Source organism: Paenibacillus sp. P2(2022) (assembly GCF_029522175.1).
GTDB lineage: Bacteria > Bacillota > Bacilli > Paenibacillales > Paenibacillaceae > Paenibacillus > Paenibacillus polymyxa.
The window spans coordinates 710455-732142 of the sequence record NZ_JAKWFI010000001.1; the positions used below are offsets into that span (position 1 = coordinate 710455).

Sequence of the window (21688 nt, forward strand, 5' to 3'; positions counted from 1 at the left end):
AACGAAAAATACGAATATTCCGGAGGTAAACATGAGGGAGTTCAAAGATAAGGTAGCTGTGATTACGGGAGCTGCCAGCGGAATTGGCCGAGCTATTGCAGACCGATGTGTCAATGAAGGGATGAAGGTTGTTCTGGCGGATATTGAGGAGGGGGCTCTTCTAAGGACTGAACGAGAATTGCAAGAAATGGGCGCAGCTACACTATCTGTTGTGACCGATATTTCCAAAGAAGCTGATATTCGTTTATTAGCGCAAAAAACAGTTCAGACCTTTGGTGCTGTGCATCTTTTGTTCAATAATGCAGGTGTGGATGCCGGCACAGGCCGCTTATTATGGGAGAATACTGTGGCAGATTGGCAGTGGGTAATTAACGTAAACATTTGGGGAATTCTGTTTGCTACCGAAATTTTTGTTCCTATTATGGTGAAACAAAAAACTCCATGCCATATTGTAAATACAGCATCGATTGCTGGTCTGCTGTCCGGTCCTGGAAATGGAATATACAGCGCGTCAAAGCATGCCGTTTTAAGCCTGTCTGAAACGCTATACCAAGAGCTAAGATTGATCGGTTCTAATGTGGGAGTGTCGGTTGTGTGTCCGGGATTCGTCCGTACTCAAATTATGGATGCAGAGCGAAACCGCCCGACAGAGCTGCGTAAGCCAGATGGGAGTGGAAATCTTCCGCCCGAAAGACAAGTCATTACCGAATTGGCTCGCAAGGCTGTCCAAAATGGCATACTTCCAGAGGATGTGGCCCATCAAATTTTTGAGGGCATCCGAAAAGGGCAGCTATATATCATCACAGAACCGAAATTCAAACCTGCAATCAGGCAGCATATGGAGAATGTCCTTAATGAAAGTAATCCTACGGCATCCCAAATGCAATTAGTGCGCAATTTGTTATGAACTGTGAATGATAGAGGAACTGCTTAGGCGAGTCTGATCAATACGTTGTGGGGGTTACTCGGATGGACAGATCAGTGGTTTTTATGTTTTCAGGTCAAGGTTCGCAATACTACGGTATGGGAAAGGAATTATATATGTCCAACCCGGTTTTCCGAACATGGATGACCAGGTTGGATGAGATTCATATGGATGTTACAGGCAGGTCTGTATTAAAAACGCTGTTCGATGACACGCGTCGCAGGGGAGAAGAGTTTGACAACCTGCTATATACTCATCCTGCCATTTTTATGGTTGAATATGCGCTCACACAGGTGTTATTGGAAAAGGGAATTTACCCTGATTATGTTTTAGGCTCTAGCCTGGGTGAGTCTGTTTCTGGTGCTGTGGCTGACTGCATGAGCTATGAGGACACACTTCAATGCATTATCAAGCAAGCACAGCTGGTGGAAACGTACTGTCCGAAAGGGGGTATGATGGCCGTCATTGGTGATCCCGGTCTGTATGATGAAGTACCCATATTGAATACCAACTCAGAGCTGGCATCCATCAACTTTGACTCGCATTTTGTTATTTCAGGCAGCTGCGAGGGTCTGTCAGAGATTGAACACTATTTGAAGGCAAATGAGATGATCTGTCAAAGACTGCCAGTACACTATGCTTTTCATGCTTCCTTAATGGACCCAATCGCATTGGAATATACGGAATTTTTAAAGCTCATGACCATAAGAAGCCCTAAAATAAATATGGTTTCATCTATGTACGGCGGGAAGATGACATGGCTTGACAACCGTTTTCTTTGGGATGTTACTAGAAAGCCTATGCAATTTCAGAGCGCTCTAAAGTGTCTGGGAGACAGGGACGGTGTTGTCTATATTGATCTCGGTCCCTCGGGCACGCTTGCTAATTTTGTAAAGTACAATTTTGGCCCCAAGAAAAAGGCAAGCGTCTGTTCTATTCTCTCCCCTTTTCAACAGGACATAAAAAATTTGGATCGTCTGTTCGAAATATTTGCCTAATATGCATCCATTACTAACAAGGAGGAAATCAATGATCGCATATCTGTTCCCTGGACAAGGAGCTCAAGTAAAAGGTATGGGCGAAGGACTGTTTGATGAATTTCCAGAATTGGTTGCCAAAGCGGATGCAGTTCTTGGTTATTCTATTCAGAAGCTGTGCCTTGAAGACCCTGCCAACCAGCTCGGGCAAACGGATTTTACCCAGCCAGCCCTATTCGTCGTAAACGCTTTAAGCTATCTGAAAAAAATAAGAGAGACCGGAAGAAAACCCGATTATGTTGCAGGACATAGCTTGGGTGAATATAATGCTTTATTTGCCGCGGAAGCGTTTGATTTTGAAACCGGCTTGAAGCTGGTCCAAAAAAGAGGAGAGCTGATGGCTCGGGCTACTGGTGGCGGAATGGCGGCAGTTTTAGGCTTGAAAGAAGAAGTGTTTCGGGAAGTAATGGAGAAAAATAAATTAATAGAGCTCGATGTTGCCAACTATAATTCGCCCAGCCAGATTGTCATTTCAGGGCCAAAGGAACTGATTGAGCAGGCGAAACCGATTTTTGAAGATGCAGGAGCCCGAAATTATGTGGTTTTGAATGTAAGTGGAGCATTTCACTCTAGGTATATGGAAAATGCCAAACAGAAATTTGAGGCCTATGCGGCGCCATTTGAATTCTCGAACATCAAAATACCCGTTATTTCCAATGTCCATGCCAGACCCTACAAGCAGCAGGACTTAAGAAGTACGCTGATCAACCAGATTGTAAGCCCGGTCAAGTGGTCGGAGAGTATACGGTATCTGATGGGTAAAAGTGTAACCCAGTTTATCCAAATCGGGCCTGGAAATGTTGTGGCAGGATTGGTTAATGCCATACAACGAGAAGCCGAGCCATTGATCGTGACAGAGGTTGAAGACCGAAACGAACAGGTACAGAAGAGGATGTCGAAGGATACGTTGAGAAATGATGAATCGATATCCGAAAAGCGACAGGCTCCCATAACAAAATCCGGTCATGACGTACTGGAATCCAGCAAACGATTTACGGCAGAGTCTCTTGGGCATAGCGAATTTAAACAAGATTACGGAATTAAGTATGCGTATCTTATAGGCTCTATGTACAAGGGAATCTCTTCAAAAGAGATGGTCGTAACAGCAGGAAAGGCAGGAATGATGGCATTTTTTGGAACTGGGGGAGTGAAGATGGATGTTCTGGAGGAAACCATAAAGTATATTCAGAAGCAATTGAACCATGGCGAAGCCTATGGAATGAATCTGATTCATGTGCCGGACCACCCAGACATAGAAAATAACATCGTTGATTTGTACATAAAATACGGTGTTAGAAATATTGAAGCCTCTGCGTTTATGAGTATCACACCTTCTTTGGTTAGGTACAGGCTGAAGGGGCTGAGACGGAATGCACAGGGAAATGTTACGCCACAGAACAGAATTATTGCGAAAGTATCCAGGCCAGAGGTTGTTGAAGCCTTCCTGAGTCCTGCGCCTCAGAATATTATCAATAAGCTGCTGGCGGAAAATAGGATCAGCCGGGAAGAAGCGATGATGGGGATGGAAATTCCCATGGTAGATGATTTGTGCGTCGAGGCTGACTCAGGTGGGCATACTGACCATGCAGTTGCTTATGTATTGGTCCCGCTGATGCTTCAGATGAGGGATGAAGCGATTCGAAAGTATAAACACAATAAAAGTATAAGGGTAGGGGCAGCCGGGGGAATAGGGACTCCACAAGCTGCAGCGGCGGCGTTTATACTGGGTGCTGATTTTATCATGACGGGTTCAATCAATCAGTGCACAGTTGAAGCAGGGACGAGTGATGAAGTAAAAGATTTGCTTCAGCAGTTAAACATTCAGGATACGGACTACGCTCCAGCAGGGGATATGTTTGAAATGGGCGCAAAAGTTCAGGTCATGAAAAAAGGAGTGTTTTTCCCAGCCAGGGCGAATAAATTATATGATCTTTACCGTAATTATAATTCCATAGATGAAATTGATAGAGAAACAAAACACTATATTGAAGAAAAGTATTTTAAGAAGAGTATTGAACAAGTCTACGAAGATATTAAAGCTTATTATCCGCCTGAAATCATTGAAAAAGCTGAAAGAATCCCGAAACGGAAGATGGCCTTGATATTTAGATGGTACTTTACTTATTCTACTCGACTTGCCATTAATGGCGACAAAAACAACAGAGTCGATTATCAAGTACACTGCGGACCAGCCCTCGGCGCTTTTAATCAATGGGTTAAGGGGACAGATCTTGAGAATTGGAAGAATAGACATGTTGACGATATAGGACAAAAAATAATGGTTGAGACTGCAGAGTACCTGAATGAAAGATTTAAAGCTTTAACTGCTAGTCTTACAATCTAGTTGGATTCAACCTAGGGCAAGAAGCTAATAATGAAGTGCAGTATGTTCTAACCGTATAAGCCCATGGCCGGATTCATGCAGAATAGAGTAGCAATATATGCAATCAGACCATGGGTTACATCATTGAAACCATGTAGATACTAGGGTAAAAGAAAGAGGGTGTTTCTGTGCATAGATATAGAACTCATAACTGTGGAGAGCTGAATCAGACGCATGTCGGGGAAATCGTGAGAATTGCAGGCTGGGTTAAAAATATTCGTAACCTCGGTGGGATTGTTTTTATTGATCTTAGGGATCATTATGGGGTTACGCAAATCGTTGTCTCTGATCCTAATGAATTAAAGGATTTTGTATCCAAGATCAATAGGGAATCAACCATCTCTGTTACAGGAGCTGTATGTCACAGGTCCGAAAGTACGATCAGTCCTCATATGAAAACCGGTTATATTGAGGTCATTGCCAATGAGATAGAAGTGCTAGGGAAAGTCATGAATCCGTTGCCTTTTGAAGTATCTTCAGCACATGAAGCCCGGGAAGATTTAAGATTAAAGTATCGTTTCCTGGATCTGCGCCATGAAAATCTGCATGATAATATTGTACTTCGCTCTAAAGTCATTCAAAGTATCCGAAAAAAGATGATTGATTTGGATTTTTTAGAGATTCAGACACCGATTCTGGCAAGTTCATCTCCAGAGGGCGCCAGAGACTATTTAGTTCCTAGTAGAGTGCATCCAGGTCAATTTTATGCCTTGCCTCAGGCACCTCAACAATTCAAACAACTATTAATGGTCTCCGGCTTTGATAAATATTTTCAAATTGCTCCGTGCTTTAGAGATGAGGATGCAAGAGCAGACAGATCACCCGGTGAGTTTTATCAGCTGGATTTGGAAATGGCTTTTGCTACACAGGAAGATGTTTTTAATGTAGTTGAAAATATGCTGTATGAAGTTTTTTCTGAATTTACACATTTTAAAATTTCAAAGCCTTTTAGTAAAATTCCCTATCAAGAAGCCATGCTCAAATATGGGAGCGATAAACCTGATTTAAGAAATCCATTAATTATCCATGATGTTACAGAGCTTTTTGCAGAGAGTGATTTTAAAGTGTTTAAAAATAAAACGATACGAGTTATTGCTGTTCCTGATTGTGGAGGGCAGCCAAGAAGCTTTTACGACGACATGGTAAACTTTGCTGCTGAAGCTGGAGCGAAAGGTCTTTCATGGATTAAGTTTAATGATGATATGTCTCTCAGCGGCTCGATTGCAAAGTTTATACCGGAGAAGGTAAAAAACGAATTGATCGATGTAACGCAAGCTGGTCCGGGATATGCACTGTTTTTTGCTGCCGATGAGCTTAAAAATGTCGAAAAAATAGCTGGCGCTGTCCGAAACCAATTAGGCAAAAGGCTGGATTTATTGGAAAAGGATACGTTTAAGTTTTGCTGGATTGTTGATTTCCCCATGTTTGAATTGGACCCTGATACTCATAAAATAGAGTTCAGCCATAACCCATTTTCGATGCCGCAAGGTGGCATGGATGCGCTGCTGAATATGAATCCTCTGGAGATCCTGGCGTACCAATATGATATTGTATGTAATGGAATTGAGCTGTCCTCGGGGGCTGTCCGTAACCACGATACAGAGATTATGGTAAAAGCCTTTGAGATCGCGGGTTATACATATGAAGAGATTAAGAGTAAATTTCCTGCACTCTTTAATGCTTTTCAATTTGGGCCACCCCCTCACGCAGGTATAGCACCTGGAATTGATAGGATTGTGATGATCCTTGCAAATGAATCGAATATTCGAGAGGTTATTGCCTTTCCAATGAACAGTAAAGCACAGGATGTATTAATGGGAGCCCCTTCAGAGGTTACTGACAAACAATTGAGAGATGTTCATATAAAATTGGCAAATGCCAAGCCACAAACAGAATGAACGGATTCAACAAGATACTGCAAGCAAAGCTGAATCCAGCACGCAATTAAATCCGATTGAGTGAGCTAAAAACTCTCCCTGCTAGAAGCAGAGGAGAGTTTTTTTATGTAGCTTAGATTGTTCAATTTAGGTTAGTAGCAACTGCTGCAACCTTTCTATCGTGAACCACGTCAAGAAGTTGTTAACGGCCAAGCGGCCTAATTCAACTACAAGGTGGAACTTAACATGAGCATGAGAAAAAGTGCAATCGCAGCCCTTACGACTATAGCTCTGCTGTCCTTCTCGATTGGAGGTCATTTGTCTGCGGCAGACAGTCAATTCAAGGATTTGGGCCATGTAAATGGCAAAGAAAAAATCATATCCCTTAAAGAGCGGGGGTTACTTAAAGGTGCCTCTGACACGCAGTTTCTCCCCTCATCTAAAGTGACCGCTGCCCAAGGCATTCAGTTGATCTCGGGCGGACTTCAGCTTAGTTTGGCCGCCATTGATTTGAACCAGGCGCCGCAGGCGAGTGGACTGTTTACCCAGGTTAGGGATACCGCCTGGTACGCCGAAGCTTTTATTAACGCGTATTATAACGGTGTAGACATTCCAAAAGAAATCAATCCTGCCAAAGCACTAACCAAAGAAGAGTTCACTCACATGTTGATTCAGGGCATGGAAAAAGCAGGTGCTCTTCCCATGATTAAAATCGCACCTGCAAATATTGCGGATGACAGCGAGCTGGAGCCTTCTTACCAAGGCAGCATTCAACGCTCGCTAGTGTACAAGGTCAATGTCCTGGATGGGAAGGGAAATTTTCATCCCAAAAGTGCGATTACACGTGCCGAAGCTGCTGTTATGTTATACAATGCATTGGAATACCTGAATGCTCATCCAAAGTCGTAACCAATACAGCAATTAAGAGCTTTACTTCTGAGGAATTTAAGCATTCAGTTACTTGACATCAATACCGTGAATGCTATAATAAGGAAATCGAATTTAGACCCCGCGGTAGTTGACTATCGTAAGAATACTTTTCTGGTCCTTCGGCATAGAAACACAAGTAACGAATAAATAAGCTGGCTCCGGATGAGGGGTCAGCTTTATTTGTTTGTACAAAAGTTAACAGCTTTCACAGATTTACATATTGAGAGGAGACAGCGGTATGTTTGGGAATGACTGGGATGATGTACTACGGGAAGAGGTCGAAAAGCCTTACTTTAATGAATTAAGGTATACGTTAGCTCGAGAGTACAAGTTACATAAGGTATATCCTCCAAAGGAAGATTTGTTTTCAGCACTCAAATTAACGCCATATCATCTGACCAAAGCGGTTATATTAGGGCAGGACCCATACCATGGAGAGGGACAAGCTCACGGCTTGAGCTTTTCGGTTAGACCCGGTGTGCGTACACCGCCGTCTCTACAAAATATATACAAGGAGCTGCGCGATGATGTCGGCACTCCCATTCCGAATCAGGGATACCTCGTTCCTTGGGCTGAGCAAGGTGTGCTGCTGCTGAACAACGTGCTGACCGTGCGCGAAGGACAACCTCAATCTCATCAGGGAATAGGTTGGGAACGTTTCACGGATGCTGTCATTGAAGCGATTAATGAACGTGAACAGCCGGCAGTGTTCATTTTGTGGGGGAGCCATGCTCAGAAAAAAGCAAGCTTCGTGAATACCAGTAAGCACTTGGTGCTGAAATCTGCTCATCCGAGTCCATTGGCGGCTCATAGAGGTTTTTTTGGCAGCAAGCCTTTTTCACGTACCAATGCATTTTTGCAAGAGCATGGAATGGAACCGATTCGGTGGGAGATTCCTAACCGCTAGCACGGGAGGTGAGGACATGCGTCAATGGAAGGGACGTCAGGTCATTTTATATCACGGCAACAACGGTCATACCCAGAAGGTGCGCGGCACACTTGAAAAATGGGATGATATACGAAAATGCGTTATTTTGGGCCCGAAAATGCTGGCTATTCCTTTTGAAAATATTACGCATATTACCATGCTTCCTCCGGGACGTGAGCGTAAAAGCCGCCAGCCAGCGAGGCTGAACGCTTTCGGTTATGTAATGAATGTTCCGTTACAGTTTGATAATGCCATTCATTTTCAGTCGGCGGTGACGATTTGGAGAGATGATCAACTGATTGCTTATAATGTAAAGCTGGTTAGTCACTCGGCAGACCATGTGACTCTTGAGGATGGACAAACCTTATCCAAGGCAGAGCATTTATTTGTAGTGAGGTCACTGCGTGGCGAACTTTAACTGTTATAATTCACCTTTTTTTGATGAAGGGTTCAATTTAGTTAGCTGCTTACCGATAAAAGATAATGGGATTGTTAATAATATCCTGTTTTATAGAATGAAACCAAGGGAGAGAAACGAATGGAGCGTATGAAACGTATGAGCAAACGGAGTACCTTCTTACTTGCTTTGCTGATGTTTGTATTCGCAGCATGGCCAGCAGGTTTGATCCGGGCTGAGGAGAAAACGACCTCTACGGTACAGTGGGACAGTCAAAATCCAACCACAATCAATCTGGGTGGAAGCCCCGCTCAATTAAAAGTGTGGTCTGTGACGGAGACTGGTAAAACGGATGTAACCGAAGAAGCTGAATGGATCTCCGGGGACTCAAGTATTTTAAAGGTAGAAAAGGGACTCATTACCCCAGTGTCCAAAGGGCAGATTAAGATTGTTGCCACATATGGTCAGAAAACGGTAAGTACGACGATTACGGTAAAATCGCCTTACAGCAAGTTGCAATTCAATCCGACGGGTCCTCTGAATCTGACTATTGGCGGAGAATCGAAGCAACTGACTGCTCAAGGTGTGCTTAGCGGAGGTGGCACGGAAAATGTGTCCGGCGTGGAATGGACATCCACGAATGAAGCTGTTGCTACCGTAGAAAATGGACTTGTACGTCCTCTTGCCAAAGGCGTGACTTATATAAAAGCCGCCAAAGATGGCCTTAATGCTCAATTGATCGTGTATGTGCGCTCTTCATCCCAGGCACTGGTACTGAGTGAGACTGGCTCCAAATCGGTCTATATGGGGAGCTCCCCCATTCAGGTTACTGCAACCGATGTGAACCTGACTGGCGGCAAAACAGATGTGACCAACACAGCAGAATGGACTTCCTCTAATTCGCTGGTTGCCACTGTAGAGCAAGGGAAAATCACACCGATGGATGTAGGGAATTCGACGATTACAGCTTCCTATCATGGTTTGAGTAAGACTCTGAAGATTAATGTACTTCCAACTGTCGAAAAACTGGTCTCAAGCAAAGCCAGTCTGGCTCTTGAAACTGGCAGCAAAACATCTCTTCCGAGTATATCTGCTTATTTGGTCAATGGAGCCAAAAAAGCAGTTCAATCCGATGTAAAATGGAGCTTAAGCAGTGAGAGTGCAGTCAAAATTGCAAATGGTAAACTGGTAGCAGTAAACCCAGGTAGTGCAACATTGACAGCGACAGTAGGTGCGCTCAAGCTGGACATTCCAGTGACCGTACAATATAAGGTTCTTAAGCTGACGGCTTCTGAGAAAAAATATGTATTGGTTGCAGGCCAAGAAACGAGTATTCCGACTGTAAAAGCACACATGGCTGGTGGCGGAGTACTGGATGTGACCAACCAGGTAAGCTGGGTAGCTACAACAGCGGCAGTTACAGTGGGAAATGGCAAAGTAAAAGCGGTGAGTGGTGGAAACTCGGGAATCAAGGCAATGTATATGAATAAATACGTGAAAGTGCCTGTCATTGTGGAGGGAGCCATTTCTACATTGACACCAAGTTTTTCGAATGCTGAGATGAATTTGAAGGGAAGTAAGTCCATCAAAGTCGTCGGCAATTATACAGATGGTAAAAAAGTTACCCTGAGCAGCAAAGTGAAATGGACAACATCGAATGCTTCTGTAGTGCTCGTAAAAGGGTCTTCCATTAAAGCTGTTGGAATTGGAACAGCAACCATTACGGGTACGTACCAGGATAAGTCGTTTAACGTGGAGATTAAGGTTACACCTAAGTTGCTTAAGCTGGTATTGAGCAATAAAAACCTGAAGCTGCCTAAGGGCTCATCTCAAGTGCTTAGCGTGAGTGCAGTTTATGATTCAGGCGCGACTGCGAATGTGACCAATTCAGCGGTGTGGACATCCTCCAAACCGTCGATCGTACAGGTTACAGCTGGTCAGGTGAAGGCCTTGGATAGCGGAAGCTCCAGTATTAAAGTAGTCTATGGTGGTAAGAAGGTAACGACGTCTGCCAAAGTGTTAAAATAGTCTACGTACATTGCCACATCTGGCGTATACCAAACAAATAAACCCCCGGTCCAAAGACCGGGGGTTTTATTTTCAGCTTATTCTACGCCGTCCTGATAATGATTTTTCCAGTGCTTATCGCCTTTGTGCGCGAAATCTTCAACTGTTTTCTCCAGAGTAGCTACTAGTTGGGCTTTAATCTCAGCGATTGTGTCACGAAATAATCTTTCTTCCGTACCGTTGATTTTTTCACCATATAAAGCTTGAGCAGCTACAAATTGACGATGTTGTTCTACAAAACTGTCAATCGAATGCAATGCATGCTCCACGTATTGTGAAATGCTATGATGCTCGTTAGGCAGTTGTAATTTTAATTCCTTAACTCTGTTTAATAATGCCATGATGATCACCTCGTGCGTTTTGTTATGTCAATAATTATACATCATTTTCGGAAAAATTTCATTAAATTTCGGTTAAATTGTGACTTTTATTATGTCATGATTGCATTTTCAATGGTAATCAGTCCTAATCTCGGAATTTTGTGCTTTTTTCTTGGTATCGTGATTTCAAAATTTAAAATATATGATACGAAGACAATGTAAAAGCAGGCTGCGACAGCTGTCTTTCTGACATGCTATAATGGGGAAAAAGCCCAGTCGGAAAGGTTGTCAGTATGGTATGAAGCTTTTTAAAGGTTTATTTTGGGGAATTCTGATTAGTCTTCTCCTGTGGTGCGCCTTGTTTGGGCTTGTCCGCTGGATGACTCATTAAGTCGTTCTCTGTATCTTATACAATAACTCTTGCGACTGTATCCACGTCATTAACGGAAATCGTATATACGTGTTCGTCATCGTAGAGCTTGAATTGCTGAGTTTCTTGGTCAGATAGGAGCTTAGGCCAGCCAATTACGGTATTTCCATTCAGTAACCGGATTACAACAGCTTGCATTTGGCTCACGGCCAGTTTGATCTCATCGTTCATTCGTACAACCTCCTCTCTATACTATTTGTCGTCGGATATTTAACCTTTTTTTATAGTCGGTAAGGGGTTACAAAAAATAAAATCTGGGGATTACCTTAGCTGAAGGTCATTTACTGGAATAGCTTGAAAGGAAGAGGGAAATTGAAGAAAAAGTTGCTAAGTTTTATAGCCTTAGTGTTGCTAGCTGTGGGAGCGTACTGGTTTGAAGGAGACAATCTTTTTACGAAAATAACAGGAGAGAACCCGCCTTCATCAGCTCAGGTAACGCTGCAATTTCCGTCAGGTCGTTATCCTGAAACGGCGCAGCATATTAAGGAAGCCATTCAAGCGGGAAAATCACCAGTATGCACAATTGACCGGGAAGGAGCCGAGCAAAATCGTCAGCATTCACTTGCGGGTGTTCCTACTCGTAAAGGGTTTGATCGTGATGAATGGCCGATGGCTATGTGCTCAGAAGGGGGTAAGGGTGCAAATATCAAATACATAGCTCCTAAGGATAATCGTGGGGCAGGATCATGGGTCAGTCACCAGTTAGATCAGTATGAGGATGGGACTCGTGTAAAATTCGTTATTAAATAGTTTTTGATTTAGTGTTTTTACCTTTTAGCTCCTTAGATGTTTCCTGTTTGGCTTTAATCAGCGCCAAAAAATCAAAAAAATCACCTAGTGTATTGAAGCCGGCACCTAATATGGCCAGGTCTTCAGCAGATAGTTGATCTAACCATTCCATTTGCTTAGCGTCAAACATATTATCACCGCCAACCCTTAATAATGTATAGTATGTAGTGGCGGCAACGAAGGTCAGGGCTCTGGCATACCTTTTAAGTATGCCTGTTTTTTGTGCAGAGGATGTGTAAAACTCATGTTAAAATTTAATTTTTATACTAAAATCGTTTCCATCGTTATCGTATTGCTGATACCTGTGCTGCTTCTGTATGTCTACTCTAATCAGACAACGACAGGCGTATTACGTGAAGAACTGAATCAATCCAATTATAACCAGCTGACTTTTTTTCAAAACCAGGTGAATACGAATATTGAAATGATTTCCTCCTGGCCGCATCTGCTGATTCATGATCCTGATGTAGCCAGTTTCCAAGCAATTTTTTTAAAGGATAAGACTCTCAACCTGGATGGAATTAACCTTGTCAAGCGGATTCAAACCAAGCTTGGGCTTCAGGAAAGCTCTTCGAACTGGAGAACAGGGCTGAGTATATATTCTCCTTCGCTTGGACGAGTTGTATCGGAGAATGGAGCCAGTTATTATGATCAGAAGAAATTAAGACAATCGATTACAAACGGCTGGCAGGTATCTAAAAAAAGAGTGTACGGTAAGGATCAATTTATATTTTCATTGTATACCTTATCCCCGTTTTCCTCACTAGCCAATCCAGAAACCGCTAACACAATTATTAAAGTGGAATTCGATAGCAGCAACATTCAGGACATGCTTGACCGCTTTAAAGGCGATGGGCGAAAGGAGCCTTTTTATTATAAAAAAGGTGTAGGCGTGATTTACAATCGCTCTGCAAATGAAGAATTGTCAAGCCAGTTGATTGCGAAACTGGAGAAATTGGGATTACATGAAGTTGATAATTTGACCGTGAAAATTGGAGAAGAGAGTTACCTTGTTCACGCCGTTCTTTCGCAAACAACAGGTTGGTATTTGATTGACTACATGCCTTTGTCCGATATGATGTCTCCGATTTATTCATCTAACCGACTATTTTATCTAACCGTTGTTGGCTCGCTACTGGTGGGGATCATTGGTGCTTATCTTCTTCACTCACAGGTACAAGTTCCGATTCTCCAGCTTGTGCGGGCGTTTAGGAGATTAAAGGATGGAGACTATGCTGTTCGTTTGAGTCCTAAGGGTAGTCATGAATTTGCATTTCTGTCACGTCAATTCAACCTGATGGTCGAACAGATTCAAGAGCTGTTTGAGAAGGTTTACGTTGAGAAGCTGCATGTAAAGGAAGCTCGTCTAAAGCAGCTCCAGTCTCAAATCAATCCCCATTTTTTTTATAATTGTTTTTCCTTTATTACGAGTATGGCAAAGCTGCGCAATCATGAGGCGGTCGTGGCTATGGCTCATAATTTGTCCAAATATTATCGCTATACGACAAGACAGGAAAGAGATTTGGTTCCTTTATCGGATGAAGTCGAGTTTGTGCAATATTATTTGAAAATTCAGCAGATGCGTATGCCACGGTTAACGTTCACTATTGACATTTCTTCACAGGCCCATAGTCTGCTGGTTCCACCGCTTGTATTGCAACCCCTGGTGGAAAATGCAGTGCTGCACGGAATAGAACCTCAGGCGGAGGAGGGGATCATCCGTATTATGACTGAGTGCATCGGCTCATCCATGTACTTGATTGTAGACGATAACGGACTCGGTTTGAGTGAAGAGGATATAAGATCCCTGACATTAGCACTTGAGAAGCCTGTAGAGGAGAAAAGTGGCTATGGTTTATGGAATGTGCATCAAAGAATGCGATTACATTTTGGTGAAAACGCCGGGCTGGAATTCTCGTTGTCTCCGTTGGGAGGATTGAGAGTGATTTTAAAATGGCCACTGTCAATTGAAGAAGGGCAGGAAGACGGGTTGATCCATTCTTCATCAAATTCAAGAAATAGTTAAATTGGAGGATACTGATGGTTCAGATATTACTAGTCGATGATGAGAGTTATGTTACTGAAAGCCTGGCGGCTACCATACCGTGGGAGTCATTGGGAATTGAGAGGGTACATCAAGCAGCTTCAGCCTTGGCAGCAGTAGATGTGCTGGAAGCGCATGATATTGATATTCTGGTTACGGACATTCGTATGCCTGGCATGACGGGATTAGAGCTGATTGTTGAAGTAAACGAACGTTGGCCGCACATCCGAAGTTTATTACTGACAGGCTATGCTGATTTTGAATACGCTAAAAAAGCGCTCCAGCTTAAGGCTTTTGATTACATATTAAAGCCGGTGGATGATGATGAGTTTATCAAATGTGTGTCAGCTGCTATGGATTCGCTAAAGGAAGAATGGGAAGCATTCGACAAGGTTCATCAATTACAATACAGTCGCAGGAACGATTTCGGTGTGCTGCGCACTCATTTGATGCACGATTTGTTACTCGGGCGTGATTTGACTGTACAGAAAATAACGGACAAAATGTCCGAATATGAAATCAAGCTACGTACAGAACATCCTGCCAGTATGCTGCTTATTCAGCTGGGCAAGCATTTTTCCGATATGGATTATCACTCAGTTTCCTTAATTGAGTATGCGATTGGAAATATTGCAGAAGAAGTGTTTGCTCCTGATTTTCATGTTTGGCATTGCAAAGCGCCACATGATTGCCTAATCGTGTTAATTGAAGGAAATTGGGATTTATTTGCTGAAAGGACTGTGGATGAACAGAATCATTTTTTGCGTGCAGCGATTGAGACCTTTCGGAAAAATGTGAGCAATTACTTGAAAGGTGAAATTTACGTCACATTAACGAATTGGTTTCATTTCCCGGATGAGCTGCCTAAGCTATATCAGACAGCAATCAGATCCTTATATTGGAACCAACAGGAGGAAACGAATCCACTGCTATTCATAGAAGAGCAGACAGAACAGTCACATAGCTCAGTGAAGTCGCTGGAGGGTCTTTATACGCACCCTACGCTTACTCATCTGCTAGAGTCCAGGCAATGGGAAGAGGCCGAAGCAAAAGTAAGCCGTGTATTTGGCAAAATGGAAGAGGCAGGTTATACACGCGAGCATTTGTATGAACTGTTTATTTCGGTAACGAGCGCCTTTATGTATACAGCTCACAAACAAGGACGCTTCATTACACAAATGGACCAGGTAGGCTTCGATCCGTTACATGCGCAGAAATTGGTTCATTCGTTTCCCCACCTCAAAGAGTGGATATTTTCCATGATGAACAAGCTTAAAGCCGAGTGGTCCGCAAGCGAGCAAAGCGCCAAAAGCTATGTGGTCAAGCAGGTTCAGGAGTTGATCGCTCAGGATAAAGGACAGGAGCTGTCTGTTAAGACGATTGCCGATCAGGTCTATCTTCATCCCGTCTATTTGTCCAAAATCTATAAAGCCGAAACTGGGGAAGGCCTGGGAGATTATATTATCCGAATGAGAATGGAACGGGCTCTTTATTTGCTCAAATATTCCAACAAAAAAATATATGAAATAACAACTGAACTCGGCTATCAGAATCCCCAATATTTCAGCAAGATGTTCAAAAAGCATTATGGAATGACTCCGCATGAATTTCGGGACCAGTAAAGACGAATGAATAAAGATCAGTTGAGAAAGGTGCAGAAATATTTATTTTGTGACATAGGCTGCTAAGAAAAGCCCTCTTATAATAAAAGAGTAGAAAATGATTTTTAGAGGGGGAACAAGATGCGAGTTCATTCGAAGAAAAAGCTATTGTCGTTGCTCGCCGCAACTATGGTATTAGGGGTTGGCCTTGTGGGCTGCTCAGGTGCAGGAAATGATGGGAATGCGGACAGCACAGCTAAAACTGAAAACGTATACAAAGAAAAATACAACCCAGAAGTTACAATATCCACGGTATGGGGGGTAGATCCCGCCTTAAAATTTAAAAATGGCGAATCTATCGAAAATAACGTTGCGACGAAATGGGCCAAAGAGAAATTTGGTATTAATATAAAATCACTCTGGTCTGTCACGGATACAAACGGTGCGTTTGCTACCAAGCTGCGGTTGGCGATGTCCTCTGGCCAGGAGATGCCTGATGTCGTTGTACTGGGAACGGAGAATGAGCAGCTGGCCCAGGATATGATCGATTCCGGTATGTTCGCTGAAGTTGGCCCGTTGTTTGATAAATATGCTTCGGATTCTTGGAAGCAGGCCATGAGTCAGGATACGAATGTATGGAATCAGTATAGCCGGGATGGTAAAAAAATGGGTATCCCTGTGCTTGATTTCGCCTATAACCATGATTATGTATTGTGGGTACGACAAGATTGGTTGGATAAGCTGGGGATGAAGGCTCCTGAGACGATGGATGATCTGGAAAAAGTGATGGATGCCTTTAAAAATAAAAATCCGGACGGATTGGCTCCGGACAAAGTGACCCCGCTCAGCATCGGTTTCAAAACATCCATGAACACTTGGATGGGTGACCCATCCTGGATTTTCGGGGCTTATGGCACACTACCCCAGCAGTGGAACAAAGGTGCAAACGGCAGCTTGGAATATGGCTCTGTCCAGCCTGGCATGAAGCCGGGTCTGCAAAAACTGAGCGAGTGGCTCAAAAAAGGATATATCCCTCAGGAAGCAGCATTATGGGATGAAAATAAAACGACAGAACCTACAGTTGCAGGGACAGCCGGGATGATTCCTGGGCCATATTGGATGAGCGGATGGCCGCTTCAAGATACGGTTAAAAATGCGCCGAGTGCTGTATGGAAGCCGATCAAGATTCCAGCCGGACCTGACAACAAAGCTATGCGCCATGGAACGCAGTACACCAATGGTGTCGTACTCATCAACAAACAAATGCAGCATCCTGAAGCCTTCTTCACATATCAAAATTACTTGTTTGATCATTATGCAAATGCCAAACCGGACGGTGATTTGTCGAATGGGCTGTTTAAGGGCTACGATTATGATTTAGATGCCAATGGAAAGCTGGTGTCTATTGATAAAATACCGGGTGGTTATGTAAACTCTATTCGTTATTTGCTGGTTCGTGATGGTGCACGTATCCCTGATGCCCAAATGAAGGCTTTGTTAAGCTTGGCTGACGGTGCAGAACCGAAAACCAGACTGGAGAAAGATGTAATGGTGAATTACGGGAAAGACACTCCCGCAGCGGCCAAAGTGCTTATGGAACAAAAGGATATCTCTATGAAAGATCAGTTTACAGGACCAACCACGCCAACGATGAAGGCTAAAAAGGATTATCTCGATAAGATTGAAAGCCAGACGTTCAATGAAATTATTTATGGCAAACAGCCGATTTCCGCTTTTGATACCTTTGTACAGACGTGGAAAGCCGCTGGTGGCGAACAAATTACAAAGGAAGTAAACGAATGGTATAAGAGCGTCGAAAAGTAAAAGTTGTCGATGGTGTAAAACAGATTGAAAAAGGCTGTCCCAAGGTGGACAGCCTTTTTACTTCAGCTTCATATGGATTAAATAAAAATGATTGCTTTTGTGCCATGTATGTTGGTTTTTTGAACTGTTGGGACTGCGAAAACGCTTTTATAATTGAGGTATACCATGAGAATTACAGGAGGAACTGCAATGAGAAGTCTGCAACGTACGTGGCCATTTCATATCATGCTGCTGCCAGCCATCATTTTCTTAATTGTATTCAGCTACATTCCAATGGGCGGCATCGTGATGGCCTTTCAAAATTACAAACCTTGGCTAGGCATAACTGGTTCTGAATGGGTTGGACTGGATAATTTCCGCTTTTTGTTCCAACGGGAGGACAGTCTTCAGGTCGTATGGAATACGCTGATTATTGCTGTGTTAAAGATGTTTTTCAATCTGCTGGTTCCGTTTGTTTTTGCTATCCTGCTGAATGAAATTCGCAAGGTCGGACTTCAGCGCTCCATTCAGACATTGGTGTATCTGCCACACTTTCTGTCCTGGGTAATCTTGGGTGGCATTCTGATTGATCTGTTGGCTACTGACGGATTTATGAACCGGATTCTTGGAAGTATAGGAATCCAGCCTATCTTCTTTCTGGGAGATAACAACTGGTTTCGTTTTACCGTCATTGTATCGGACATATGGAAAGAGTTTGGCTACAATACCATCGTATTCCTCGCTGCACTGGCGGGTATCAATCCTTCGTTGTATGAGGCTTCTGAAATGGATGGAGCGAGCCGATGGAGACAGACGCTGCACATTACTGTACCATCATTGATTCCGATGGTGGTCGTTGTTGGGACGCTTGCCCTTGGTAATGTTCTGAATGCTGGTTTTGACCAGATTTTCAACCTTTATAATCCGCTGGTATACCAAAAAGGCGATATTATTGACACATTCGTCTACCGGACAGCATTGATCAATGGGGAGATGGGCTTTGCTACCGCCATTGGATTGTTCAAATCCGTTATCAGTATGATTCTCATTCTGATATCTTATCGGCTTGCTTACAAATGGGCAGGTTACCGCATATTCTGATTCCACGAGGCTGAAAGAGGGAGAGTCATGTATCATAAAACAACGCCATACCGCATTTTTAATGTGTTCAACATTTGCTTGCTTGTGATATTGTCTATCATGTGTATCGTTCCACTGATCCATGTGTTGGCGGTATCGTTTAGTGCTAAATCAGCAGCAGATGCCAATCTGGTTGGACTGTGGCCAGTGCAATTTTCTTTAGAAGCCTATAAGAAGACGATGAATAACCCAATTTTTCTGCACTCCATCTGGATTTCCGTCTGCCGAACTGTCTTGGGAACCGGCTTGACGCTGCTGATTACCTTTTTAGCTGCTTATCCGCTTTCGAAGGAAACCACGGTGTTCCGTAGTCGCAACATTTATTCATGGCTGTTTGTATTTAGTATGATTTTTAACGGTGGTCTGGTTCCATTTTATATGGTTATTCAAAAGATTCATCTTATGGACAGCTTCTGGGTACTTGTATTGCCAGGAGCGGTCAATACATTTCTGGTCATTCTTATGCTGAACTTTTTCAGAGGTATCCCCAAAGAGATGGAAGAGGCGGCATTGATCGACGGAGCAGGGCATTTTCGGACATTGTTTAGTATTTTCTTACCGATATCCATGCCTTCCATTGCGACGATTGCGCTGTTCAGTATGGTATTTCATTGGAACTCATGGTTTGATGGTCTGCTCTATTTGAGCAATGCAAAGGATTATCCGCTGGCGACGTTCCTGCAAACTGTAATTATACAGAAGGATATGAGCTCCATGAGCATGAGTCCGAAAGAGATGGAATTACTGTCTCAGACGACGGTTAATGCAGCACAAATTTTCATTGGTGCAGCGCCTATTCTTATTGTATATCCATTTTTACAAAAGTATTTTGTTAAAGGTATGACGTTAGGTTCCGTCAAAGAGTAACAGAACTAATACAAGGAGATGATTTACAGTGACATATCCAAACATAACCAAGTATCCTCCCATTAGTGAGCGAGTTCCGCGTATGCTGCATGGAGCAGACTATAACCCGGAACAATGGCAGCAATATCCCGAGGTGTTAGCGGAGGATATCCGCTTGATGAAACTAGCCAAATGTAACGTGATGTCTGTCGGCATTTTCTCTTGGGTTTCATTAGAGCCTGAGGAAGGTGTGTTTACGTTTGAATGGCTGGATCGTATTCTGGATTCGTTTGCTGAGAACGGAATCTATGCGTTTTTGGCCACTCCGAGCGGAGCAAGACCAGCCTGGATGTCGCAAAAATATCCCGAGGTGCTGCGTGTAGGGGTTAACCGTGTCCGTAACTTGCACGGGTTTCGACATAACCACTGTTATACGTCGCCTGTATACCGGGAAAAAGTACGTATCATGAATACGAAGCTGGCTGAGCGATATGCTAATCATCCTGCTGTTATTGGCTGGCACATTTCCAATGAATTTGGTGGAGACTGTCACTGTGATTATTGTCAGGAGGCTTTTCGCACTTGGGTGCAGGATAAATATGGTACGCTGGATCAGCTTAATCATTCATGGTGGACAACATTTTGGAGTCATACAGTTACAGATTGGAGCCAAGTCGAATCTCCAGCACCTCATGGTGAAACGCAGGTTCATGCCATGAATTTGGACTGGAGACGATTTGTAACCGAACAGACCGCAGATTTTATCAAGCATGAGATTGTGCCGCTTAAGGCTGCAAATCCGGACATTCCAGTCACAACCAATTTAATGGAGTTTTTCGAAGGATTGAATTACTGGAAGTTTGCTGATCTGCTCGATGTTATATCCTGGGATAGTTATCCGACCTGGCATGACCGTGAAGGAGATGATAGCCGGCAGGCTGCAAGAGTGGCAATGATGCACGATATTATTCGCTCCATTAAAGGTGGGAAGCCTTGGATGCTCATGGAAAGTACGCCAAGTTTGACAAACTGGCAAGACGTTAGCAAGCTGAAGCGACCGGGCATGCATCTGCTGTCGTCTTTACAGGCAGTGGCGCACGGCTCAGACACCGTTCAATATTTTCAGTGGCGGAAAAGTCGCGGTTCGAGTGAAAAGCTGCATGGTGCAGTCGTCGATCATGTAGGACACGAGCATACTCGGGTATTCGGGGACGTGACAGATGTCGGTCATGCGCTGGAAAAACTGGAAGAGGTGGTCGGTACATCCGTACCGGCTGAGGCCGCAGTCATTTTTGACTGGGAGAACCGTTGGGGAATCAACGATTCACAGGGACCGCGGAACAAAGGCGTGAAATATGAGGAGACAGCTGAAGCACATTATTTGGCATTGTGGGAGCAGGGAGTGCCGGTAGATGTCATTCATATGGATGCAGATTTCTCCAAATATAAACTTTTGGTCGCTCCGATGTTGTATATGGTCCGCAGCGGTGTAGGGGAGCGCATACAGAAGTTTGTCGAAAATGGCGGCATTTTCGTAGCAACCTATTGGTCTGGCATTGTGGATGAACATGATTTGTGTTTCCTTGGAGGCTTTCCAGGGCCGCTTCGTAAAACGCTGGGCATCTGGTCGGAAGAAATTGATGGATTACATGATCACGATCGTAACTACATTATACCGATTGAAGGCAATGAGCTGGATCTACAAGGGGAATATGAAGCTGTTGAATTGTGTGATCTCATTCATACGGAGGGTGCAGAGGTACTGGCTAAGTACGGGACAGACTTTTATGCAGGACGTCCGGCTTTGACGGTGAATCGTTTGGGACAGGGAAAAGCTTATTACATCGCATCACGCAACACCGGACTATTCCATAGTCATTTTTACAAGAGTTTAATTGATGAGGCAGGTCTCAGTAAAGCACTCGATGTGCAGTTGCCACATGGAGTGAACACAGCGATTCGTACCGATGGAGTTCATGATTATATTTTTGTAATGAATTTTACGCATGAGCCGCAAGAGATTACACTGGATGGACGAACTTATACGGATATGCTTGAAAATCTTGTGATAGCAGACAGCAGCGTTCAATTGGGTGCCTATGCTGTTAAGGTTCTAAAGACAGAGCGCAATAATTAGACACGTTATACATGTGATCGCCGCTGATTCCCGA

General features: G+C 43.5%; 17 protein-coding genes and 1 pseudogene. 15 read left to right on the plus strand and 3 right to left on the minus strand.

Annotation, left to right across the window (positions count from 1 at the left end; translation table 11 throughout):
- Positions 1-31 precede the first annotated feature (31 nt).
- The 8 genes from MMB75_RS02965 to MMB75_RS03000 all read left to right on the plus strand — a co-directional run bounded on the left by MMB75_RS02965 (position 32) and on the right by MMB75_RS03000 (position 10505).
- Positions 32-907 (plus strand): SDR family NAD(P)-dependent oxidoreductase, encoded by an 876-nt coding sequence (locus tag MMB75_RS02965; RefSeq protein WP_016822429.1) that lies wholly within the window; start codon positions 32-34, stop codon positions 905-907.
- A 62-nt stretch (positions 908-969) separates the two neighbouring features.
- Positions 970-1923 carry an acyltransferase domain-containing protein gene (locus MMB75_RS02970; RefSeq protein ID WP_016822428.1) on the plus strand — a complete coding sequence of 318 codons (954 nt, stop codon included), beginning with the start codon at positions 970-972 and terminating at the stop codon, positions 1921-1923.
- 31 nt (positions 1924-1954) lie between these two features.
- On the plus strand, positions 1955-4306 hold the full coding sequence (gene fabD / locus MMB75_RS02975) for an ACP S-malonyltransferase (protein WP_404303983.1): 2352 nt from the start codon (positions 1955-1957) through the stop codon (positions 4304-4306).
- A 167-nt stretch (positions 4307-4473) separates the two neighbouring features.
- Entirely contained in the window at positions 4474-6243 is a 1770-nt protein-coding gene (gene aspS / locus MMB75_RS02980) for an aspartate--tRNA ligase (protein WP_103042518.1), read from the plus strand.
- 225 nt (positions 6244-6468) lie between these two features.
- Entirely contained in the window at positions 6469-7131 is a 663-nt protein-coding gene (locus MMB75_RS02985; protein WP_019687987.1) for an S-layer homology domain-containing protein, read from the plus strand.
- 259 nt (positions 7132-7390) lie between these two features.
- Complete coding sequence (locus MMB75_RS02990; protein WP_016822424.1) at positions 7391-8059, plus strand: uracil-DNA glycosylase; 669 nt, start codon at positions 7391-7393, stop codon at positions 8057-8059.
- A 16-nt stretch (positions 8060-8075) separates the two neighbouring features.
- Complete coding sequence (locus MMB75_RS02995) at positions 8076-8498, plus strand: YolD-like family protein (protein WP_016822423.1); 423 nt, start codon at positions 8076-8078, stop codon at positions 8496-8498.
- Positions 8499-8618: 120 nt separating this feature from the next.
- Positions 8619-10505 carry an Ig-like domain-containing protein gene (locus MMB75_RS03000; RefSeq protein ID WP_019687986.1) on the plus strand — a complete coding sequence of 629 codons (1887 nt, stop codon included), beginning with the start codon at positions 8619-8621 and terminating at the stop codon, positions 10503-10505.
- A gap of 77 nt (positions 10506-10582) precedes the next feature.
- Here the strand turns inward: MMB75_RS03000 and MMB75_RS03005 are convergent, their stop codons facing one another.
- Positions 10583-10885, minus strand: a complete 303-nt coding sequence (locus MMB75_RS03005) for a hypothetical protein (RefSeq protein WP_013371923.1) — start codon at positions 10883-10885, stop codon at positions 10583-10585.
- Positions 10886-11270: 385 nt separating this feature from the next.
- On the minus strand, positions 11271-11465 hold the full coding sequence (locus tag MMB75_RS03010; RefSeq protein WP_016822421.1) for a hypothetical protein: 195 nt from the start codon (positions 11463-11465) through the stop codon (positions 11271-11273).
- A gap of 141 nt (positions 11466-11606) precedes the next feature.
- On the opposite strand from MMB75_RS03010, the gene MMB75_RS03015 reads away from it, so the two are divergent.
- Entirely contained in the window at positions 11607-12044 is a 438-nt protein-coding gene (locus tag MMB75_RS03015) for a NucA/NucB deoxyribonuclease domain-containing protein (RefSeq protein ID WP_016822420.1), read from the plus strand.
- Here the strand turns inward: MMB75_RS03015 and MMB75_RS03020 are convergent.
- Positions 12037-12213 carry a hypothetical protein gene (locus MMB75_RS03020; protein ID WP_016822419.1) on the minus strand — a complete coding sequence of 59 codons (177 nt, stop codon included), beginning with the start codon at positions 12211-12213 and terminating at the stop codon, positions 12037-12039. The two genes, MMB75_RS03015 and MMB75_RS03020, sit on opposite strands and share 8 nt — an antisense overlap.
- Before the next feature lie 114 nt (positions 12214-12327).
- Here MMB75_RS03020 and MMB75_RS03025 point away from each other — a divergent pair.
- From MMB75_RS03025 to MMB75_RS03050, 6 genes and pseudogenes are all read left to right on the plus strand, one after another.
- Positions 12328-14149: pseudogene (locus tag MMB75_RS03025) on the plus strand (sensor histidine kinase).
- On the plus strand, positions 14124-15749 hold the full coding sequence (locus MMB75_RS03030) for a response regulator transcription factor (protein ID WP_039276118.1): 1626 nt from the start codon (positions 14124-14126) through the stop codon (positions 15747-15749). Before MMB75_RS03025 ends, MMB75_RS03030 begins: the two are co-directional and overlap by 26 nt.
- Positions 15750-15869: 120 nt before the next feature.
- The gene (locus MMB75_RS03035) at positions 15870-17552 is read left to right on the plus strand and encodes a type 2 periplasmic-binding domain-containing protein (RefSeq protein WP_017427838.1); all 1683 of its coding nucleotides are present in this window, start codon (positions 15870-15872) and stop codon (positions 17550-17552) included.
- 189 nt (positions 17553-17741) lie between these two features.
- Positions 17742-18632, plus strand: coding sequence for an ABC transporter permease (locus tag MMB75_RS03040; RefSeq protein WP_016822416.1), 891 nt, complete (start codon positions 17742-17744; stop codon positions 18630-18632).
- Between the two features lie 27 nt (positions 18633-18659).
- Positions 18660-19538, plus strand: a complete 879-nt coding sequence (locus MMB75_RS03045; RefSeq protein WP_016822415.1) for a carbohydrate ABC transporter permease — start codon at positions 18660-18662, stop codon at positions 19536-19538.
- A gap of 28 nt (positions 19539-19566) precedes the next feature.
- Positions 19567-21654 (plus strand): beta-galactosidase, encoded by a 2088-nt coding sequence (locus MMB75_RS03050; protein WP_103042516.1) that lies wholly within the window; start codon positions 19567-19569, stop codon positions 21652-21654.
- Positions 21655-21688 lie beyond the last annotated feature (34 nt).